The following is an 18,121-nucleotide window of genomic DNA, read 5'->3' as shown; positions in this document are numbered from 1 at the left end:
CACGAGATCTGTCTCGTGGGCCGGGTGAGGTGTAGAAGAGACGCCCCTACTCCCAGCGCACCTTGGCGCCGAGCTTGGTCAGCTTCTCGACGAAATGCGGATAGGCCCGGCGGATCGGGTCGGCATTCTTGATGCGCGACTCGCCGGGGATCTGGATCGCGGCCAGCAGCAGCGCCACAACGACGCGGATGATGTAGGGCGCTTCAACCGTTGCCGGGCGCAGCGGGTTGCCGCCAAACACCACGAGGCGGTGCGGATCGGAGAGGTGCACGCGGGCGCCGAACTTCAACAACTCAGCGCTCCAGCCGAGCGCCCCCTCATAGACCTTGTTCCAGAACAGGATGTCGCCGGTGCAGCCGACGGAGATGCCGATGGCGTGCGGCAACAGGTCGGCCGGGAAATACGGCCAGGGCGCCGCCTCGATCTTGGGCAGCATCTCGGCGGTGTACGGCTCGGTGACCTTGCGGGTCCAGCCGGTGGCGGTGACCTTGCCGTCCTCCACCTCGAACTCCAGCCCAAGCTTGCCGAACTGGCGGAGGATCAGCGTCAGTTGCGGGCCCATATCGGTCTCGACGGTCAGCCGGCCACCGGTGACCGCGCCGATGGCGAGGAAGGTTGCGACCTCATGGTGATCGTCCGGCACGCGGGCGGTGGTGCCGGAGAGTTTGCCCACGCCACGCACCGTCAGCCGCGAGGTGCCGATGCCGTCGATATCGGCGCCCATCGTTGCCAGCATGTCGCAGAGTGCCTGCACATGCGGCTCGGAGGCGGCGTTGTTCATGGTCGAGGTGCCGTGGGCCAGCGCCGCGATCATCACGAAAGTCTCGGTGGCGGTGACCGAGGCGTAGTCGGGCCAGAGGTGGACGCCCTTGATCTGGTTGCGGCGCTCGATGCGATAGGGGTGCGTGCCGGCAATGGTGCCGCCGAAGCGCTCGAGAATCTCGAGGTGCGGGTCGATCTCGCGCACGCCAAGCGCGCAGCCCTTGGCCTCGGTATCGAAGATCAGGTGGTCGCTGCGCAGCAGCACCGGGGCCAGCAGCAGCACCGCGGCGCGAATACCCACCGGCAGTTCGGCGTCGGTCGTGGCGAAGGCCTTGAAGTCGTGCTGGATGGTCAGCGTCTGTGCCTCGAGGCTGCGCTGTACGCGCGAGCCCTTGGAGCGGAAATATTCGACCAGTTTGTCGATATCGCTGATCTCGGGAACGTTGGTGAGCGTCACAGCTTCGTCGGTCAGCAGGGTGGCGCAGAGCATGGGCAGCACCGCGTTCTTGTTGCCGGACGGACGGATGGTGCCGGACACCGGGTTAGCGCCATCGACGATGAGGTCAGCCATGAAAGCTCCGGGGAATCAGGACGAGAAGGGACATGAGAAGGATGCGATCAACCGGGCAGCATTGCGAACACGGCCGGGGTCGCGAAGACATCGACATAGCGTTTGGACTGGAACAGGCCGTTGAGGGACACCCGCGGCAGCGAATGGAGGCTGTGCCGATGCCCAGCATACAGCCCGCCGGGGCGCGTCGTCACGGCCGTTCTGAGCCCCAGCTCGCGGGCCAGCGAAAACTCGCGCGGCCCGGCCGAGGCGGTACCGCCGATCGGGTAACTCAGGTGCAGCGGCGTCTTGCCGAACTGCGCCTTGAGAATGCGGACCGACTGCTCGATCTCGTTGCGAGCATCGAGCGGGCCGAGCTTGGCCAGCTCGTAGTGGTGCACGGTATGGGCGCCAATAGTGCAGAGCGGATCGGCGGCGAAGTGCCGGAGCTCGGTCCAATCCATGATCAGCTCGCGGCAATGCTGCTTCAGATCGAACCCGTACTGCCCAGCGATATCGCGGATCAGCTTGACGCGGTCGGCCTCGGGCATGGTGCGCATCCGGCGGTAGAGCGCGTCATAGGCTCGCTGTTTTTCCTCGAGATTGGCGGTGGCGTAATATTCGGTCTCGCCGGCATAGGTGACAGCCAGCGCGTTCTGGCCGGCAATGATGTCCTCGAGTGCCTGCCACCATACCTCTCCGACGCCGTCGACCAGGGCGGTGGGCACGTAGAGGGTGAACGGGCATTGCTGCCGGCGCAGCACTGGCAGGGCGAACCTGAGGTTGTCACGATAAGCATCGTCGAAGCTGAAGACGACGAAGGGCTTGCCCGGCGTCTCCGCCTCGATGCGGCGCGCCGCCTCGTCCATGTCGACGATGTCGAAGCCCAGCTCGCGCACGCGGGTAATGGCGAAGGCAAGGAAGTCGGGCTTGACCTGGAGAATGGCGTTGGGGGCGAAGTCGGCCGGATCGTCCGGCAGGACCCGGTGCAGCGTGAAGATCACGCCGCGCGCCTTGGAACGGTTGCGGATCAGGTGCGTCACGCCGCTCGCCCACAACAGTTCGAAGGCGGCGCCGATCAGCCTGTACTTGAGCGTTGCCACAGGCCTAGGCCACGTCCGCCCTGACGGCGGGAAGGCTGACGACGCGACCGAGCTCAAAGCCGAGCGCCGCGATATCACGGCGCGCTACCCCGATCGCCACTGGGCTCGCATCCTCGCTGGTCACCAGCACCACGGTCGCCCGAGCGCCGGAGAACAGCGGCAGGCTGGAAGCGACACCGACCCGGCCGGTATCGACGATCACTACGTGATAAATGTCGGCCAGCGCTTCGATCAGCGTCGACGGGCGCGATGATCGGCGGTCGAGTGACGGAAGGCGCCCCCAGGGGACTTCGGCGAGGTTGTCGCCGGCGCGCTGCATGACGTCGCCGTAGTCGGCCCCGTCGGCGGCAAGGTCAGTGAGGCCAGGCAGTGCACTGGTCTCACCACTTCCGGCATCCACCACGACAGCGCTGAGGTCGCTCATCAGCGCATCCTCGAGCAGCCTGTCCATCACCGTCAGGGTCTCCTGGCCGCCATCGAGGCTCGCCAGCAGCACGGTGCGCAGTTGGTGCGTGGTGACGGCGGCCGAGAGCTGCGCCAGGTCGTCATCGGCCGCACGGGCCGCTCTCGGCGGTGAGGCGATGCCGGTTTCCACGGCGTGCTCGAGCTCGTCGTCGATCGCATCGTTGCCGGCCACATCGTCGTCGACGAGGGCGACGTCGACGTCATAGCCTTGGTCTTCCCGCTCCAACTCGACCGCATGCGTCCGCGCGGTCAGCGCCCTGCCCGACAGCAGTTCACCGAACAGGATCGCGCCGATCTGCAGCGCCAGCGCCACAAAGCCGACGGCGCCGAGGATCAGCGGGATCTTGGGAGAAGCCGGCTCGACTGAAGGCGCTGCCTCGCTGACGATGCGGACATCGGGCAGCGCCGAGTTCGACGCCGTGCGCGAGGTCGCGTCGGAGTAGCGGGCGAGATAGTTCTCCAGCAGGTCGCGTTGCGCCTTGGCTTCGCGTTCGAGGCTGTCGAGCGTCACCCCGCCCTTGGTGGCGTCGCCGGCCGTCAGCTTGGCGCGGGTGAGATCATCGCGCAACCGCTGCTCGAGATCGGCCTCGACCTTGGCTTCGGCCTCCAGCGAATCCGCCACCCGGTCGGCCTCGCTGGTGATCTGCTTGTTGAGTTCGCCGATCTGCGCCTTCAGCGCCTTGATGGTCGGGTGGTTAGACAGCAGGGTCGTCGACTTCTGCGCCAGTTCGGCCTGGAGGTTGGCCTTGGTTTCGAGCAGCCCCTGGATCACCACGGAGTTGCGGACGTCGTTGATGCCGTCGAGCGATTGCCCCGAGCCGAGCAGCCCGCGGATCACCTGCGAGCGCGCCTGCGCGTCGTTCTTGCGCTGCTGCGCCTCGGCGATCTGGGTGGCGACCACGGTCAGTTGCTGGTCGGTCACCGGGATGCTGTTGGCGCCGACGAAGAGGTCGTTCTCGACCTTGTAGTTCGCCACAGCCGTCTCGGCTGCGCTCACCTTGGGGCGGAGCTTGTCGATCTCTTCCTCGAGCCACACCGTGGCATCGGCGGTATCGGTCAGCGACTGCGCGCCGCGGCGCTTCACATGCGCGGCGGCGATGGCGTTGGCGATCTTGGCCGCGAGCTCGGCATCGGTCGAGCGCACAAAGATCGAAATCACCGCCGAGTCGCGTTCACGGATCACCGTCATGCGGTCGGCGAGGTTGGCGAGCACGGTCTCGTCGACGCTGCGCTGCTCCGGCCCGCGCCCGATCAGGCGCAGCACGAAGCCGATGGGCGAAAAACCGGCATTGGAGAATTCCGGCACGGAGCGGAGGTTCTCCGCATCGACCACTTCGAGCAGCAGGTCGCGCGACTTGATCAGCTCGATCTGGCTCGACATCAGCGCTTCTGTATTCACCGCATTGGCGCTCGAGCTCATGTCCATGGCGGCGCGCGTGTAGATGTTGCTGCGCGGCTCGACCAACAGGCTCGCCGACGATTCGTAGCTTTTGGGAATGAACAGCAGGACCGCGGCCGAGGCGACGAGCAGCAGCACGGTGACGAGCAGGATGCGCAGGCCGCGCGACAGCACAGCGGCGATCAGCGCCCTCACATCCATCCGCACATCGTCGGCGCGCTCGAAATCCGAACTCACTCGCCCGCCCTCACTGTTACCTCCGAGCTATGGGGCCAGCGTGGTAAGCATTCAGTTAAGCCGGCTCGCAATCTGACGTCCCACCGGCAATTTTCTAAGCAGAATGTTAACCATAGCGCCGCGACACTGGGACCCTGATCAGGGTTTTTCGGGATAGCCATGCGCTGGCTGCGTTTCCTTCTCATTTTGCTGCTCGTGCCGCTGGCCGCCTGCGCCACCAATGGCAAGCCATCGACCTATCTGGTCGAGGTGAAGGGGCCCTATACGCTCGATACCGGCGACGTGGTGCGGGTCAGCGTCTATGGCGAGGCCGAGCTTTCCAAAAGCTACCGGGTCGATGATGGGGGCGCCGTGGCCCTGCCACTGATCGGGCCGGTGAAGGTGCGCGGCAAGACCACGCAGCTCGCCGCCGCCTCGATCACCGCGGCACTGGCCGAAGGCTATATCCGTGAGCCGAGTGTCGCAGTCGAAATCGAGACTTACCGGCCGTTCTTCATCCAGGGCGCAGTCAAGAGCGGTGGCCAGTTCCCCTATGTCTACGGCATGACGGTGCGCGCCGCGATCAGTACGGCGGGCGGATTCTCCGATACGGCGGACCGCGGCAAGGCGGTGATCTATCGCCGGCAGGGCAACCAGATGGTGAAGGGATCGGTCAACCTCGACTTCCCCATTTACCCTGGAGATACCATCGTAGTGTCGGAGCGCTGGCTCTAAAGGGTTCGGAAACCCCGGCTCCTCTAACGCTGGGGCATGTCCAGCGCATCTCGTCCGCTCCGCATCCTCCAGATCCTGCGTGCCCCGGTCGGCGGGTTGTTCCGGCACGTCTACGACCTGACGCACGAGCTGGCGGCGCGCGGCCACGAGATCGGCATTGTCGCCGACAGCCTCCACACCGATGCGCTGACCGAGGAGCGGCTCGGAAAACTCCGCCCGCTGGCGCCGCTCGGTATCCACTCCTTACCGATCCCACGCACTTTCGGGGCTCGCGACCTCACCACGCCGCTCCGGGTTCGCCGTCTCGCCGACGCGCTGCAGATCGATGTGCTGCACGGCCACGGCGCCAAGGGCGGGCTCAATGCCCGGCTGGCCCGCATCGGCGCGCGACAGCGGGTTTCGCTCTACACGCCGCATGGCGGGGTGCTGAACTATCGACCCGGCTCGCCGGCCGGCCAGCTGTTCCGCCTGATCGAGCGCGCGCTGCTCGGCGCCACCGACGCAATCGTGTTCGAAAGCGCCTTCGCGCAACGGACCTATGCCGCGCAGATCGGCAAACCCTCCTGCCCCGGCCCGGTGATCCATAATGGCCTGATGCCGTCGGAGTTCGAGCCGATCGTCCCCGGTCCCGAGGCGGCCGATTTCGTCTTCATCGGCGAGTTCCGCGCGGTGAAAGGCATCACCTTCCTGCTCGATGCGCTGGTCGACGTCCGCGCCCCCGATGGCCGCCCGGCCACGCTGGTGATGGCAGGCGGTGGTCCGGACCTCGATGCGATCCAGATGCAGATCGCCAGCCTCGGCTTAGCCGAGCGCGTGATGCTGGTCGGCGTCAAGCCTGCCCGGCCGACACTGCATCTGGGCCGCGTCGCCCTGGTGCCGTCGCTCGCCGAGTCGCTGCCCTACGTGATCCTCGAAGCCGCCGCCGCCGGCCGGCCGGTCATTGCGACCGACGTAGGCGGCGTGAAGGAAATCTACGGCCCCACCGCCGCGAGCCTGCTCCCGGCGGCCGATGCGGCCGCATTGCGCCGCGCCATGCAGGCCGCGCTAGACGACCCGGCTGCCGCGGCCCGCGAGGCCGAACTGCGCCTCACACACATCCGCTCCGGCTTCTCGATCGCCCATATGGCCGACCAGATCGAGGCGCTCTACCGGCAGGCTCTCGCTGCCCGGGTACCCGCCGGTATCGCTTCGCCTTCCGCGCTCACCTCCTAGCGCCCCGCACAACAAGAGCCCAGCAAAGAGCCCCCGATGTTCCACCTTGATCCCCAACAGGCCGTCCTCGAGCACGTCGCGCAGCCGCCCAAGGCGAAAGCCGCGCCGCCGCGGCTGAGCGACCTCGCTGCCGCCCTCGCCGATCAACCGATCGCCCCGACCTACTCGGCGGCAGTCGTCGCCGGCGTGGCGCAGGTGGCTGAGATCGTCCTGTCGACCGCGGTCGGCGTGGCGCTGTTTGGGCTCAATGGCGGCGATACGCTGCTCAGCGTCGTCACGACGCTCGGCGTCGTTGCGGTGGCGCAGGTGTTCATCAGCCTCATGCGACTGCACGGCATAGCGGCCTACCGGCTTGGCATCTCGCAGCTCTGGAAGGCCGCACTCGGCTGGACCGCCGCATTCGCGCTGCTCGGCGGGCTGGTGCTGCTCTACGATAGCGGCCATGCCTTGTCGCGCCCGTGGATCTTCACCTTCTGGGCTGCCGGGCTCGGCGTGCTCGTGATCTATCGCATGGCGCTGCACCAGGTGGTGATGCGCTGGACGCGGCAGGGCAAGCTGAAGCGCCGCACCGTCATCGTCGGTGGCGGCAAGGACGCCGAGGCGCTGATCGAATCGATCCAGACCAGCGGGCGCGACGATATCGACCTGCTCGGGCTGTTCGACGACCGCAATGACGACCGCTCGCCTGAATCGGTCGCCAGCCTCGCCAAGCTCGGCCGTGTCGCCGAACTCATCGAATTCGCTCGGCAGACCCGGATCGACCTGGTGATCGTGTCGATGCCGCTGTTCGCCGAGCACCGGGTACTCGACATGCTGAAGCAGCTCTGGGTGCTGCCGGTCGATATCCGGCTGTCGGCCCATATGAGCAAGCTACGCTTCACCTCGAAGGCCTATTCCTATGTCGGCGGCGTGCCGGTGTTCGACATGGCCGACCGGCCGATCTCGGACTGGAACCTGGTGTTCAAGTGGCTGTTCGACAAACTGGTCGCAGTGACAGCACTGATTCTGCTCTCGCCGGTGATGGTCGCCACCGCGATCGCCATCAAGCTCGAGAGCAAGGGGCCGGTGTTCTTTCGCCAGAAGCGGCACGGCTTCAACAACCAGCTGATCGACATGTGGAAGTTCCGCTCGATGCGGACCGATATGCTCGACGCCAATGCAGTGAAACTTGTCACCAGGGACGATCCGCGCGTCACCAAGGTGGGTAAGTTCATTCGCAAGACCTCGATCGACGAGCTGCCGCAGCTGTTCAACGTGCTGCTGGGCGAGCTCTCGATCGTCGGACCGCGGCCTCATGCGCTCTCGGCCAAGGCCGACAACCAGCTCTACTACGACGCGGTGGAAGGCTATTTCGCCCGCCACCGGGTGAAGCCGGGAATGACCGGCTGGGCCCAGATCCACGGCTGGCGCGGCGAGACCGACACGGTCGACAAGATCATGCAACGAGTCAAATGCGACCTCTACTACATTGAAAACTGGTCGCTCTGGCTCGACGTGAAGATCGTCGCGCTGACCCCGATCTCGCTGTTCACCCAACGCAAGAACGCGTTCTGAGGTTTGGGGCACCGCATGTTCGCCCCTCGACATCTCCCACCCACCGGCGTCATTCCCGCGAAGGCGGGGACCCAGTGGGATGCTTCTGCCCGCACTGGCCCGGAGAGCTCCGCACCAGGTTCCCGCCTTCGCGGGAATGACATCGAGGACGGGGCGACATGAGTGCATCAGCCGTAGCCATTCCCCTCTCCCACACTCTCGCCAGCACCTGGCTCCGCGCCCGCGCAACCACCCTGTTGGACGCGCTCGTCGTCCTCTGGATCTTCGCCGGTGGCCTCGTCATCACCGAGCCGTCGCCGTACGAACTGGCATTCCTCGCGGTGCTCGGGGTCTCGATGTTCGCCGGCTTCACGCTGCGCCGCTCGACGCTGGGGCTGCTGGTGCTGTTCGCGAGCTTTGTGCCGTTCGCCATCATCGCGGCGTTCCAGGTGAAGTTCAGCACCATCCCGGATGCGCTGATCTATCAGGCAGTGACGATCTTTTTGTTCTTCACCTCATATTGGGTGGCGAACTATGTCGCCGACGCGCCGCAGGCCCGGATGCGGCTGATCATCGGCGCCTACCTCGCCACCGCCCTGCTCTCGGCGGTGCTTGGCACGCTGGGCTATCTCGGCATCGGGCATGACCTCTTCACCCGCTACGATCGCGCCAAAGCCTTCTTCAACGATCCGAATGTCTTCGGCCCGTTCCTGGTGCTGCCGGCGATGTACGTGCTGCAGCGCGTGCTGCTTGGCACGCCACGCCGCGCCATCTGGGCGGCGCTCTGCTATGCCGTCCTCGTCGTCGGGGTGTTCACCAGCTTCTCGCGGGCTGCCTGGGGCCACATCGCTATCTCCAGCGCTATCGTCTACGTGCTGGTCTTCGTGCTCGAAGCACACGCCCGGCAGAAGGTGCGCATGCTGCTGCTCGCCATGACCGGCCTGATGCTGCTCGTCGTCGCGGCCGCCGGTATTCTGTCGATCCCGCAGTTCCGCGCGTTCATCGAGCTCAGGACCCAGTCGCAGAACTACGACACCGGCGAGAGTGGCCGCTTCGGCCGGCAGGGCTATGCCTTCGACCTGGCGCTGCAGCATCCGTTGGGGCTCGGCCCGCTCGAGTTCCGCAACCTGCGGGTCAAGGAAGAGCCTCACAATACCTACGTCAACGTGCTGCATGCCTATGGCTGGGGTGGCGGGTTTGCCTTCATCCTGTTCATCGGCGTGACGCTCTGGCGCAGCGCCACCTTCATCGCCCGGCCCGGTCCCAACCGGCTACTGCTGATCCCGCTGGTCGCGGTGTTCGTGCCGCTCGCCGGCGAGGCGGCGATCATCGATATCGACCACTGGCGGCACTTCTTCCTTGTCGCCGGGCTGATCTGGGGCGTCACCGCCGCCTACGGTCGGATCGACAAGCGGGTTGCCTCGCCGGTCCCGTGAGCCTTCAGCGCGCCAGGTACTTCCGCGCCATTGTCGCGGTGTCCAGCGCGAACCGCTCGGCGTGCGCCCTGGCGAGATCGGTTTCGCCGTGCGAACCGATCCATGCGAGGAGCGCCATGCGCCGCAGCAGGATCAGCGTATCGATCATCCTGAGGTCCTCCGGCTTCAGCGGCCGGATTTCCATGTAGGCGCCGAGCCAGGCGCGGATCAGTGCCGGCACCTGCGGTGAGGTCTCGATGAACGAGAGACTCGCGGCGAGATCGTAGAGAAACCAGCCGAAGCCGGAATCGTCGAAGTCGAGCAGCACGGTGTGCTCACCATCGACCAGCAGGTTGGCGAGCCGCATGTCGGCATGGATCAGCCCGAAGCGGTCGATGTCGGTGCCATAGGCCCGGAGGTCGGCGCGCAGCGCTGCATCGAGCTCAGCCAGCGTCGCCAGTGTGTCGCCCTCGACATGCGGGGCTTTGCGCCAGTCGCCCCAGAGGCCCGAGGCCTCGAGGATGCCGACGGCGTCCCAGATCGGACGGACGAATTTTTCGGGCTGCTGCCAGGTGGCGATGTGGTTATGCAGCGTCGCGGCGTAGCGCCCGAGCGTGGCGAACAGCGGTACGAGGTCCGCATCCGGCTGCGGCTCGGCGCCGTTCTCGAAGGCGAACAAGGCGGCGAAGCGATCCGGCACCACTTCCTGCACGATCTCGCCGTCGGCCCCGGGGATCGGGCGCGGCACCGGGATTTCGGTGTCGTCGGTGATCGCCTCGAGCCAGGCCAGCTCGCTGCCGATGGCGGTCCGCGACTGGTAACGTGGCCGGTGCAGGCGCAGCACATGGCGGGCGCCGTTGGCCCCGTCGATGCGGAAAGTGTGATTCTCGGAGAGATTGATCAGAACCGGCGTGCCACCCGCGGCAACCGGCCAGCGCTCGAGGCTGCCGGCAACAAGCGACAGTTCCTCCGGGAGCGGATCGCTGGGGGCAATATCCAATCCGCTATCCTTTAGGCTTTGGAAGAAATGGTCGGAGTGGCCGGATTTGAACCGACGACCCTTTGTCCCCCAGACAAATGCGCTACCAGGCTGCGCTACACCCCGACTGGTGCGGAGGCCTACAGAAACCAGCCTTTTGAGGCAAGAGGCATTTTTGCGGCAATGCGACCGAAGCAGAGAAATCCGCCCTCGCGATCACCTCACCGTTGCCTCAGGGCGCGCGGCGATCTGCATGAGACGGTCGTCGATGCCGGCGGCAGTGGTGGGCAGAATGCCCAGCATCGGGGCGATGCGCTGGATGATCTGCCCGCTGACCACCGCGACGTTCCAGCCGGCTTCGCGAGTGGAGCGAGCGTTTTCGGCCTGGGCTTCGTCGAGCATCACCAGCATGGCGTAGCGCGGATTCTCCATCGGGAAGGCGGAGGTGAAGACGGTGACGTTCTTGGTCCTGGAGTAGCGGCCGTTGATGGTCTTCTCTGCCGTGCCGGTCTTGCCGCCGGCGCGATAGCCAACTGCCTGGGCTTCCATGTTGCGGCCGGAGCCAAGCAGCGCGTTCATGCGGAACAGGTACATCATCTCCTCGCTGGTCCTCGAACTGACGATCGGGCGCGCCAGTTGCGCGGCCTCCGCCTCGCTGCGGCGGAACAGCGTCGGCGGCACCAACTTTCCCTTGTTCATCAGCGCGGCGACCGCGGTGAGCATGTGCATCGGCGTCGCGGCAAAGCCGTAGCCATAGGAGGCCGTGGCGGCGCCGACATCGGAAAAGCTCCCAGGCACACGCGGGGCGGCACGCTCGGGCAGCTCGATACCGGAGCGCTGGTCGAAGCCGGCGGCGCCAAGGAACGTCCGGAGCCGCTCCTTGCCCATCGTCTCCATGATGCGGATGGTGCCGATATTGTCAGAGTAGCGGAACACATCCGACACCGACATGATCTCGTGCCTACCGTGGTCGAGCAGGAAGCGACCGAAGCGCACCCCTTCCCGCGCGTCGATCATGTCGTCGATGCCGACGGCGCCGCTGTCGAGCGCCGCTGCGATGGTGATGGTCTTGAAGGTCGAGCCGAGCTCGAAAGTGCCATTGGTGATGCGGTTGAAGCTGTCGGGCTTCAGCGCCGTGGCGGGTTCGTTCGGGTCGAAATCCGGCAGCGACACCATGCCGATCACCTCGCCGGTCTTGACGTCGACAATCGCCCCGGCAGCGGCAATGGCGCGGAAACGGGCCAACGCGGCCAGCAGTTCGCTGCGCATCACGTATTGCACGCGTGTATCGATCGACAGCACCTCGGGCTCGAGCTCGGCGCCGCGCGCCAGCCCGAGTTCCGGCAGCACGGCCAGGTCGTCGCGGTCGATGGCCAGTTCCATCCCGGCGATGCCCTGGTTGTCGACATTGACGCTGCCGATGACATGGGCAAGCTCTGACCCTGCCGGGTAGAAACGCTTGCTCTCCTCGATGAAGTCGATGCCCGGCAGGCCAAGCGCCATCACCCGATCTTCGATGGCCGGCGTCAGCTCGCGCTTGAGCCAGACAAAGCCCTTGTCGCCGGTGAGGCGCTGGCGCAGCCAAGCCTCGTCGAGATCCGGCAGTACGGTGCGCAGTTGGGCGGCTGTGCCCGCGACGTCGACGATGCGGCGGGGCTCGGCGTAAAGCGAGGGGACGCGGATATCGACGGCAATGGCGATACCGTTGCGGTCAACGATCGGTGGGCGGGACGCCTGGATGATATCGCGGGTGATGCCCTCGATAGTGTCGTCGACCTTCACCTGCCCCAGTTGCACCAGCCGGCCGCCGATCAGCAGAAACCCCGCCACCAGCAACAGCGCGACGATGGCGATGCGTCCGCGGGTGATCCGGTTATGGATCCGTGCCGTGCCGGGAACCTCGATGATTTCGGGATAGCTTTGGACAGGACGCAAGGGTCCGGCCCCGTCGAGGTGGTCGGCGGTGGTCATGGTGGGGTCAGCGGTGAGAGGCAGTTACTGGGCGCTGAGGTTCACCACCCAAGGCCGCCGATCAACGGCATTTGAAGCAACAGCTTAACGAGCGGTTAGCGACGCGGCGGTCAGCGGGGAAAGCCACTCTATCGCCCCCGCGCCTCCACAATCTCGACCACTTCGGCCGTCTCGACCTGCATGCCGAAGCGGCTGTCATAGATGTGGTGCATGGCGTCGTGAGTGGAGTCGGCGGATGAGCAGATCGCGTCTGTGGCGATGATGACGCGGTAGCCGAGGTCGATGGCGCCGATGACGGCAGCCATGACGCAGACCTCGGTTTCGGCGCCGGAAATCACCACTGTGTCGACGCCGCCGGCCATGAGGTCGGCGTGCAGCCGGCTGCCGAGCCAGGGGCTGTAGATCGGCTTGTCGAGCACGCGGGCGGGCGGCGCATGCAGCGCCAGCGCCGGGATCAGCTCGAGCAACCCGGGATCGAGACGCTCGGCGGTCATCGAGGCCCAGCGCTGATAATAGCGGCGCCAGGTGCCGCCGACATCGTCTGCGGTGCGGGCCGGAATGAAGCGCGTAAACACCGTGCGTTCCGGTGCCAGCTCGACCAGCCGCACCACTTCGGGCAGCACCCGCTGCATCCAGGGCGCGTGCCACTCGGTCTGTTCAGCGAACATGCGCTGCATGTCGATGCATAGATGCACCCAGTTGCCGCCGAGCGAGCCAAAGTGCAGGCCTTGTGGTGCGATGAGGTCGATCGGGTCGGTCATCGCCATGCAACTGACGGCAGTGGGCGCGGGTTCCGCGACCCGACCAACATTCGGATTTGACACGAAGTTTTCGCACCGCGTGCCACGAATTGCGCCTTTGCGCGTTGAGCATGACCTGCATTTCCGCAGCGTCACGGAGACTTCAGATGTCCGTCCTCATCGGAATCCTCATCACCTTCCTCGTCGTAGTGCTGATCCTGTGGCTGGTCCAGCGCCTGCCGGTCGACGCGCGCGTCAAGCAGATCATCCAGATCGTGGTGATCATTATTGGCATCGTTTCGCTGCTGAAGTACCTGGCGGTCTTCTAGGCGACGAGATCGACCAGCTTGGCTTCGGTCGCCAGTGCGGCATCGGCCGGGCTTAGCCCTACGAGCAGGCCGCGCTGGCCGCCATTGATCAGCACTTCGTCGAACAGTTCGGCGGTTTCGTCGATAGCGGTCGGAACTTTCTTCCGCTGCCCGAACGGACTGATGCCGCCGACCTTGAAGCCGGTGAGACGCTCGGCGTCCACCGGCTTCATCATGTTGGCGGATTTGCCGCGGAAGGCCGCGGCGAGCTTCTTCATGCTGACTTCGCAGTCGGATGGAACGACGACGCAAACCGGCTTGCCGTCGACCTCGGCCATCAGGGTCTTGAACACCTGCTCGGGCGCCCTGCCCAGCGCTTCGGCCGCCTGCAGCCCAATGCGCGGCGCGTCGGGGTCGTAGTCGTAGGGAAAGGGTATGAAGGCGATGCCGGCCTTGGTGAGCGCGAGCGTCGCGGCGGTGGTTTTCGACATGGCGCAGTGTTACGGCGACGAGGCCCCCTCGTCCAGCGTGCGCGGTTGGGCAGCGAGCTACTCGACGCCGGCCGACTCGACCTCGCTCGCAGCGGCTTCGCTTTCCTCGAACAGGCGCTTGATGTTGGCAGCCGATGTTGCGACGCCGCCATCGTCAGTCGACCAGTTCGAGAAGCGTTCGAACAGCACAGCGAAGGCAACGAGGTCGCGCTCGTTCCATTGCCCGAGCGCCTGAGCGAACAGGTTCCACTTGTTGATCCGCACCGCCTCGATGAAGCGCTTCCCCTTGGGGGTAAGCTCGAGGCAGATGCGGCGGGCGTCCTGCTGCGAGGCCACGCGACGCGCGTAGCCGCGATCGACCAGCTCCGCCGAAATGCGGCTTGCCCGTGACGGATCCACCGCAAGCCGCTCGGCAATTAGCCCCACGGTCACCTCGACCTTGGCGTCCTCGATGTAAGCTGGCGCATGGGCGATCGCGCTGATGGCGTCGAGGTGCGCAACCTCAAGCGTCGGATCGATCTGCGCCATCACCTGCCGGCCGAAATCCCGGCGCTGGATGGAGCGCCGAACCTTATGCATTACCGCATCGATCGCGGCGACTGCCTCTGCCGCATTCGGTGAAAGCCCGCTCTGTTTGGCGAGTTCGATGAGTTCCTGGTCCCCCTGCGTGTGACAGATGGCCGGGAGGTCGGTCTTGGTGTCGTCCTGCATCACTCCGCGCTAGCAGATATATGTGCGGCAGTCAATTACATGCTGCTGTCACATAATTGCTGTTGACACATATGTGAAGCAGGCACATAACCCCGCTCCAGTTCGGAGGTCGCTTGATGAGCGTAGATACCAACCCCATTTCCGGCGCCGCGCCGGTCGCCGAGGCGCCGTCGCGCCCCGACCGCGCGACGCTGCTCGTCTATTTCGGCGCGCTGATCGCGATGTTCATGGCGACGCTCGACATGCAGATCGTCGTCACCGCACTGCCCACCATTGCCGGCGAGCTCGGCAACCTGCACCTGTTCGGCTGGGTGGGCTCGGCCTACCTGCTCTCCACCGCCGCGGTAGCGCCGTTCTACGGCAAGCTCGGCGACATGTATGGCCGCAAGAACGTGGTGATGACAGCCATCGTGCTGTTCCTCATCGGCTCGGCCGCCTGCGGCCTCGCCTGGTCGATGGAATCGCTGATCGCCGCCCGCGTATTGCAGGGCATTGGCGGCGGCGGGCTGATGGTTTCGGCCTTCGCCATGATTGGCGAGCTGTTCGGCCCGCGCGACCGTGCCAAGTACCAGGGCTATTCGTCGGCTGTGTTCGCGCTGAGCTCGATCCTCGGGCCGGTCGCCGGCGGCTACATCACTAGCCTCTTCGGCTGGCGTTGGGTGTTCCTCGTCAACCTGCCGGTCGGTATCGTCGTCCTCGCGCTCATCTTCCTCGCCATGCGCTCGAAGTTCGTCGAAAAGCAGCACAAGGTCGACTATTTCGGCGGCGTGCTCCTGGCCGTCGCAACGACCGCCATCGTCTACTGGGGCGACCACGTGATCGACCCGACCGGCCCGGATCTGCTGACCTTCGCCCTGCCGGTCATCGGCATTGCCGCGGCCATCTGGTTCGTCGTGACCGAACGTCGCGCCGCCGAGCCAATCGTGCCGTTGCGGCTGTTCCAGAACCACACGATCACCATCGTGACGCTGGTCTCACTTCTCGCGGGCGTCGTGACGCTCGGCCAGTTCTTCTACTTTGCGCTCTACTTCCAGGTGATCACCGGGTTCGGCCCCGCCGAAGTCGGCTTCCTGTTCCTGCCGGCATCGGCGACCTCGATGGTTGTCTCGATGCTTGCCGGCCGGATCATTGCAGCCACCGGACGCTACAAGTGGATGCCGGTGGCCGCGATGGCGGTGGGCGCACTGCTGATGGTTGGCTACACCTTCGTCGACGCGCACACGCCAGTCTGGATCATGGCGCTGCTGATGGCGGTGTTCGGCATCTCGATGGGCCTGCAGTTTCAGGTGCTGATGGTCGCTATCCAGGCCGCCGCGCCGCTGCAGGATATCGGCGCCGCCACCGGCCTCATCACCCAGGCGCGCACCATCGGCGCCTCGCTCGGGCTTGCCGTGAACGGCGCGGTCATGACCTGGGCGCTGACGCAGCAGAGCGCGCAGCTCCCCGCTGACGTTGCGGCGGCGGTGCCGGGCGGGCTGACCAGCCTAAGCCCGCACATCGCGGCCGGCCTGCCGGAGGCGACGCGCGCGGTCGTGCTCAGCCACTACACCGCCGGCTTCAACACGCTGTTCCTGTTCCTTGCCGCGGTCTACGTGCTGGCGATGATCTTCACCATCATGCTCAAGGACGTGCAGATCCCGAAGCGGGGCTGACAGCTGGGTTCACAAAAGTGGAGGGGGCCGTCCGGCCCCCTTTTGCTTGCTCGAGTTTCGAGGCGGAAGCGCGCTAGCGATCCCTGCCCTGCCCCGCCATCGTAGCGTGCAGGAACTCCAGCAGTTGCGCGTTCGAAAATGGCTTGGCGAGAATCGGCCGGTGGCGATGGCGCTCGACTATCGCCTCGGGGCCGGAGGCCGTGGCGAAGAAGAACGGGACATCCCGGTGAGTCAGCGCGTCGGCCAAACCGAAGCTGTCGGCGCCGCCGATTTTGACATCGAGAATGGCGCAGTTGACCGAACGTGTGCCGATCATGGCTTCAGCTTCGCCCGGGGTGACGCAGGTAATGACTTCGGCAGCGCCCAGGTCGAGCAGGAAATCCTCAATCATGATCGAGACGAGCACCTCGTCTTCGACGATCAGCACCGTTCCGATACCCGAACCATCCGATTGTGTGTTCAGCAGCACTCTCCGTCTCCTCACCCGGTTCAAATGCACCCGCTGGGCCGGCAAATCGAGGAAAAAGCGAGTTAGCGCGTGGCCGCTTTGCAGCGGCTTGTTGCGAATGAGTACACCGCTTGCATGCAACCATTTTGCGTGCAATGAGTTGAATGAGTAACGCAACCTCATTCATGCCTCGCGATGTCAGAGAAAACCTACAAGGGCAACGACTTAGTCCGCGGCGAGCGGCTGCAGATCATGCTTGAAGCCGACGAGCTGCGCGCGCTCGACGACTTCCGCTTCACCAACCGCATGCCAAGCCGCGCCGCAGCAGTCCGCGAACTGTTGCGTCGGGGACTTGGTGTTGTTGGCGCCGTGCCGAATAGCGGCAACGGCTCATCGCAATCGTTCGGCGTGCTGGATTCCGAAAACGCCGACGAAGGCGTCGAGAGTTAGCCCTCGCGAGCGCGCTCCAGCAGCCGCTTGCAGTCGAGCAGCTCACGCAGCACGTCGGAGAGCTTGTCGCGATCAGCGGTGGTGAGGCCGGCAGGCTTGGGCTTGAAGCTCGGCAGTTTCAGCCGGGACGGCGCCGGCGGGGCGTCCGTCATGTCGTCTTCGGGGATCACCGCGGACTCGGACGCGAAATCATCCTCCGGTTCGCTATCGGCGGGCTGACGCTCGAGCGCCTCGACCGGACGGCCCTCGCCGATGCCGATGACATAGCGGATGCCCTGATCCTTCAGGATCCGTTGCACGCCCTTGATGGTGAAACCCTGGTCGTAGAGCAGGTGCCGGATGCCCTTGAGCAGCAGCACGTCCTCAGGCCGGTAATAGCGCCGGCCGCCGCCACGTTTCAGTGGTTTGATGGTGGAGAAGCGCGTTTCCCAAAAGCGCAGCACGTGCTGCGGCAGGTCGAGCTCGTCGGCTGCCTCGGATATGGTGCGAAACGCGTCTGGAGACTTGTCCAAAAGGACTCACCCGCCCGGAAAGAGTCTTATTTTCCAGACCGGACCATAGATTTGTTGATCTTGGATTTCAACACGTTGCTGGGTTTGAACACCAGAACCTGTCGCGGCAGGATCGGCACTTCCTCGCCGGTCTTGGGATTGCGGCCGATCCGCTCGTTCTTGGAGCGCACCTGGAACGAGCCGAACGAGGAGAGTTTCACGTTGTGGCCTTCCACCAGTGCATCGCCGATGAGGTCGAGCACCCGCTCCACCAGTTCCGCCGACTCGGTGCGGGACAACCCCACCGCTTCGTAAACCGCTTCCGCCAAGTCGGCTCGCGTGACCGTTCTCTGCGTCATATGCCGCCCCTCCGTTCGTTGCCCAGCTTGATACAGGTGCCCGTCAGGCGCCCCCACCCACGGATTTGTTGCAAAGATTAACGCGCTGTCACGCCACTGGCAATCTGGCTTACCAATCAAAGGCGTGAGGC

General features: G+C 65.3%; 18 protein-coding genes and 1 tRNA gene. 7 read left to right on the top strand and 12 right to left on the bottom strand.

Features of this window, described 5'->3' with window-relative positions; translation table 11 throughout:
• Window positions 1–46 precede the first annotated feature (46 nt).
• From VW23_RS25360 to VW23_RS25350, 3 genes are read right to left on the bottom strand one after another with little or no spacing between them, the layout of a single operon-like run.
• Entirely contained in the window at window positions 47–1,333 is a 1,287-nt protein-coding gene (locus tag VW23_RS25360) for a UDP-N-acetylglucosamine 1-carboxyvinyltransferase (protein WP_069912263.1), read from the bottom strand.
• A 47-nt stretch (window positions 1,334–1,380) separates the two neighbouring features.
• Window positions 1,381–2,415 carry a polysaccharide deacetylase family protein gene (locus VW23_RS25355; protein WP_069912262.1) on the bottom strand — a complete coding sequence of 345 codons (1,035 nt, stop codon included), beginning with the start codon at window positions 2,413–2,415 and terminating at the stop codon, window positions 1,381–1,383.
• A 4-nt stretch (window positions 2,416–2,419) separates the two neighbouring features.
• Window positions 2,420–4,516, bottom strand: a complete 2,097-nt coding sequence (locus VW23_RS25350) for a GumC family protein (protein WP_069912261.1) — start codon at window positions 4,514–4,516, stop codon at window positions 2,420–2,422.
• A gap of 159 nt (window positions 4,517–4,675) precedes the next feature.
• Here VW23_RS25350 and VW23_RS25345 point away from each other — a divergent pair, with 159 nt between their 5' ends.
• From VW23_RS25345 to VW23_RS25330, 4 genes are all read left to right on the top strand, one after another.
• Window positions 4,676–5,230, top strand: a complete 555-nt coding sequence (locus VW23_RS25345; RefSeq protein WP_069912260.1) for a polysaccharide biosynthesis/export family protein — start codon at window positions 4,676–4,678, stop codon at window positions 5,228–5,230.
• A gap of 36 nt (window positions 5,231–5,266) precedes the next feature.
• Window positions 5,267–6,442 carry a glycosyltransferase gene (locus VW23_RS25340; RefSeq protein ID WP_069912259.1) on the top strand — a complete coding sequence of 392 codons (1,176 nt, stop codon included), beginning with the start codon at window positions 5,267–5,269 and terminating at the stop codon, window positions 6,440–6,442.
• Between the two features lie 36 nt (window positions 6,443–6,478).
• The gene (locus tag VW23_RS25335) at window positions 6,479–7,996 is read left to right on the top strand and encodes an undecaprenyl-phosphate glucose phosphotransferase (RefSeq protein ID WP_069912258.1); all 1,518 of its coding nucleotides are present in this window, start codon (window positions 6,479–6,481) and stop codon (window positions 7,994–7,996) included.
• A gap of 158 nt (window positions 7,997–8,154) precedes the next feature.
• Window positions 8,155–9,411, top strand: a complete 1,257-nt coding sequence (locus VW23_RS25330; protein WP_141728496.1) for an O-antigen ligase family protein — start codon at window positions 8,155–8,157, stop codon at window positions 9,409–9,411.
• 4 nt (window positions 9,412–9,415) lie between these two features.
• Here VW23_RS25330 and VW23_RS25325 read toward each other — a convergent pair whose 3' ends face one another.
• The 4 genes from VW23_RS25325 to VW23_RS25310 form a co-directional block, all read right to left on the bottom strand.
• Complete coding sequence (locus VW23_RS25325; protein WP_069912256.1) at window positions 9,416–10,390, bottom strand: phosphotransferase enzyme family protein; 975 nt, start codon at window positions 10,388–10,390, stop codon at window positions 9,416–9,418.
• A gap of 28 nt (window positions 10,391–10,418) precedes the next feature.
• Window positions 10,419–10,495: transfer RNA gene (locus VW23_RS25320), tRNA-Pro, on the bottom strand.
• Between the two features lie 90 nt (window positions 10,496–10,585).
• Window positions 10,586–12,340 (bottom strand): peptidoglycan D,D-transpeptidase FtsI family protein, encoded by a 1,755-nt coding sequence (locus tag VW23_RS25315; RefSeq protein ID WP_069912255.1) that lies wholly within the window; start codon window positions 12,338–12,340, stop codon window positions 10,586–10,588.
• 128 nt (window positions 12,341–12,468) lie between these two features.
• Window positions 12,469–13,107 carry a cysteine hydrolase family protein gene (locus VW23_RS25310; RefSeq protein WP_244513734.1) on the bottom strand — a complete coding sequence of 213 codons (639 nt, stop codon included), beginning with the start codon at window positions 13,105–13,107 and terminating at the stop codon, window positions 12,469–12,471.
• Between the two features lie 140 nt (window positions 13,108–13,247).
• Here VW23_RS25310 and VW23_RS28750 point away from each other — a divergent pair, with 140 nt between their 5' ends.
• Window positions 13,248–13,409, top strand: coding sequence for a Thivi_2564 family membrane protein (locus VW23_RS28750; protein ID WP_141728495.1), 162 nt, complete (start codon window positions 13,248–13,250; stop codon window positions 13,407–13,409).
• Here the strand turns inward: VW23_RS28750 and ybaK are convergent.
• Both ybaK and VW23_RS25300 read right to left on the bottom strand, forming a co-directional pair.
• Window positions 13,406–13,879: a Cys-tRNA(Pro) deacylase gene (gene ybaK / locus VW23_RS25305; RefSeq protein WP_069912254.1), complete on the bottom strand. Its 474-nt coding sequence runs from the start codon at window positions 13,877–13,879 to the stop codon at window positions 13,406–13,408. The genes VW23_RS28750 and ybaK overlap by 4 nt on opposite strands.
• A 57-nt stretch (window positions 13,880–13,936) precedes the next feature.
• Window positions 13,937–14,590, bottom strand: coding sequence for a MarR family winged helix-turn-helix transcriptional regulator (locus VW23_RS25300; protein WP_069912253.1), 654 nt, complete (start codon window positions 14,588–14,590; stop codon window positions 13,937–13,939).
• Window positions 14,591–14,706: 116 nt separating this feature from the next.
• Here VW23_RS25300 and VW23_RS25295 point away from each other — a divergent pair, with 116 nt between their 5' ends.
• Window positions 14,707–16,242 (top strand): MDR family MFS transporter, encoded by a 1,536-nt coding sequence (locus VW23_RS25295; protein ID WP_084646475.1) that lies wholly within the window; start codon window positions 14,707–14,709, stop codon window positions 16,240–16,242.
• A 73-nt stretch (window positions 16,243–16,315) separates the two neighbouring features.
• On the opposite strand, the gene VW23_RS28420 is transcribed toward VW23_RS25295, so the two are convergent.
• Window positions 16,316–16,873, bottom strand: a complete 558-nt coding sequence (locus VW23_RS28420) for a response regulator (protein WP_084646474.1) — start codon at window positions 16,871–16,873, stop codon at window positions 16,316–16,318.
• Between the two features lie 12 nt (window positions 16,874–16,885).
• On the opposite strand from VW23_RS28420, the gene VW23_RS25285 reads away from it, so the two are divergent.
• Window positions 16,886–17,140: a hypothetical protein gene (locus VW23_RS25285; protein ID WP_069912252.1), complete on the top strand. Its 255-nt coding sequence runs from the start codon at window positions 16,886–16,888 to the stop codon at window positions 17,138–17,140.
• Here VW23_RS25285 and VW23_RS25280 read toward each other — a convergent pair.
• Window positions 17,137–17,652, bottom strand: a complete 516-nt coding sequence (locus VW23_RS25280) for a MerR family transcriptional regulator (protein ID WP_069912251.1) — start codon at window positions 17,650–17,652, stop codon at window positions 17,137–17,139. The two genes, VW23_RS25285 and VW23_RS25280, sit on opposite strands and share 4 nt — an antisense overlap.
• Before the next feature lie 26 nt (window positions 17,653–17,678).
• Window positions 17,679–17,990: an integration host factor subunit alpha gene (locus VW23_RS25275; RefSeq protein ID WP_055048678.1), complete on the bottom strand. Its 312-nt coding sequence runs from the start codon at window positions 17,988–17,990 to the stop codon at window positions 17,679–17,681.
• Between the last annotated feature and the right edge of the window lie 131 nt (window positions 17,991–18,121).

It is taken from the genome of Devosia insulae DS-56, assembly GCF_000970465.2.
Classification (GTDB): domain Bacteria; phylum Pseudomonadota; class Alphaproteobacteria; order Rhizobiales; family Devosiaceae; genus Devosia_A; species Devosia_A insulae.
The sequence above is the reverse complement of the archived record's forward strand: the minus strand, read 5'-3'. Positions and strand labels throughout refer to the sequence as shown.

What these genes read in the sequence shown, in the direction of transcription:
- ybaK (WP_069912254.1), bottom strand. Translation starts at nt 13,879, where the DNA reads ATGTCGAAAACCACCGCCGCGACGCTCGCGCTCACCAAGGCCGGCATC.
- VW23_RS25330 (WP_141728496.1), top strand. Translation starts at nt 8,155, where the DNA reads ATGAGTGCATCAGCCGTAGCCATTCCCCTCTCCCACACTCTCGCCAGC.
- VW23_RS25285 (WP_069912252.1), top strand. Translation starts at nt 16,886, where the DNA reads ATGTCAGAGAAAACCTACAAGGGCAACGACTTAGTCCGCGGCGAGCGG.
- VW23_RS25340 (WP_069912259.1), top strand. Translation starts at nt 5,267, where the DNA reads ATGTCCAGCGCATCTCGTCCGCTCCGCATCCTCCAGATCCTGCGTGCC.
- VW23_RS28420 (WP_084646474.1), bottom strand. Translation starts at nt 16,873, where the DNA reads ATGAGGTTGCGTTACTCATTCAACTCATTGCACGCAAAATGGTTGCAT.
- VW23_RS25360 (WP_069912263.1), bottom strand. Translation starts at nt 1,333, where the DNA reads ATGGCTGACCTCATCGTCGATGGCGCTAACCCGGTGTCCGGCACCATC.
- VW23_RS25345 (WP_069912260.1), top strand. Translation starts at nt 4,676, where the DNA reads ATGCGCTGGCTGCGTTTCCTTCTCATTTTGCTGCTCGTGCCGCTGGCC.
- VW23_RS28750 (WP_141728495.1), top strand. Translation starts at nt 13,248, where the DNA reads ATGTCCGTCCTCATCGGAATCCTCATCACCTTCCTCGTCGTAGTGCTG.
- VW23_RS25335 (WP_069912258.1), top strand. Translation starts at nt 6,479, where the DNA reads ATGTTCCACCTTGATCCCCAACAGGCCGTCCTCGAGCACGTCGCGCAG.
- VW23_RS25275 (WP_055048678.1), bottom strand. Translation starts at nt 17,990, where the DNA reads ATGACGCAGAGAACGGTCACGCGAGCCGACTTGGCGGAAGCGGTTTAC.
- VW23_RS25295 (WP_084646475.1), top strand. Translation starts at nt 14,707, where the DNA reads ATGAGCGTAGATACCAACCCCATTTCCGGCGCCGCGCCGGTCGCCGAG.
- VW23_RS25300 (WP_069912253.1), bottom strand. Translation starts at nt 14,590, where the DNA reads ATGCAGGACGACACCAAGACCGACCTCCCGGCCATCTGTCACACGCAG.
- VW23_RS25315 (WP_069912255.1), bottom strand. Translation starts at nt 12,340, where the DNA reads ATGACCACCGCCGACCACCTCGACGGGGCCGGACCCTTGCGTCCTGTC.
- VW23_RS25310 (WP_244513734.1), bottom strand. Translation starts at nt 13,107, where the DNA reads ATGGCGATGACCGACCCGATCGACCTCATCGCACCACAAGGCCTGCAC.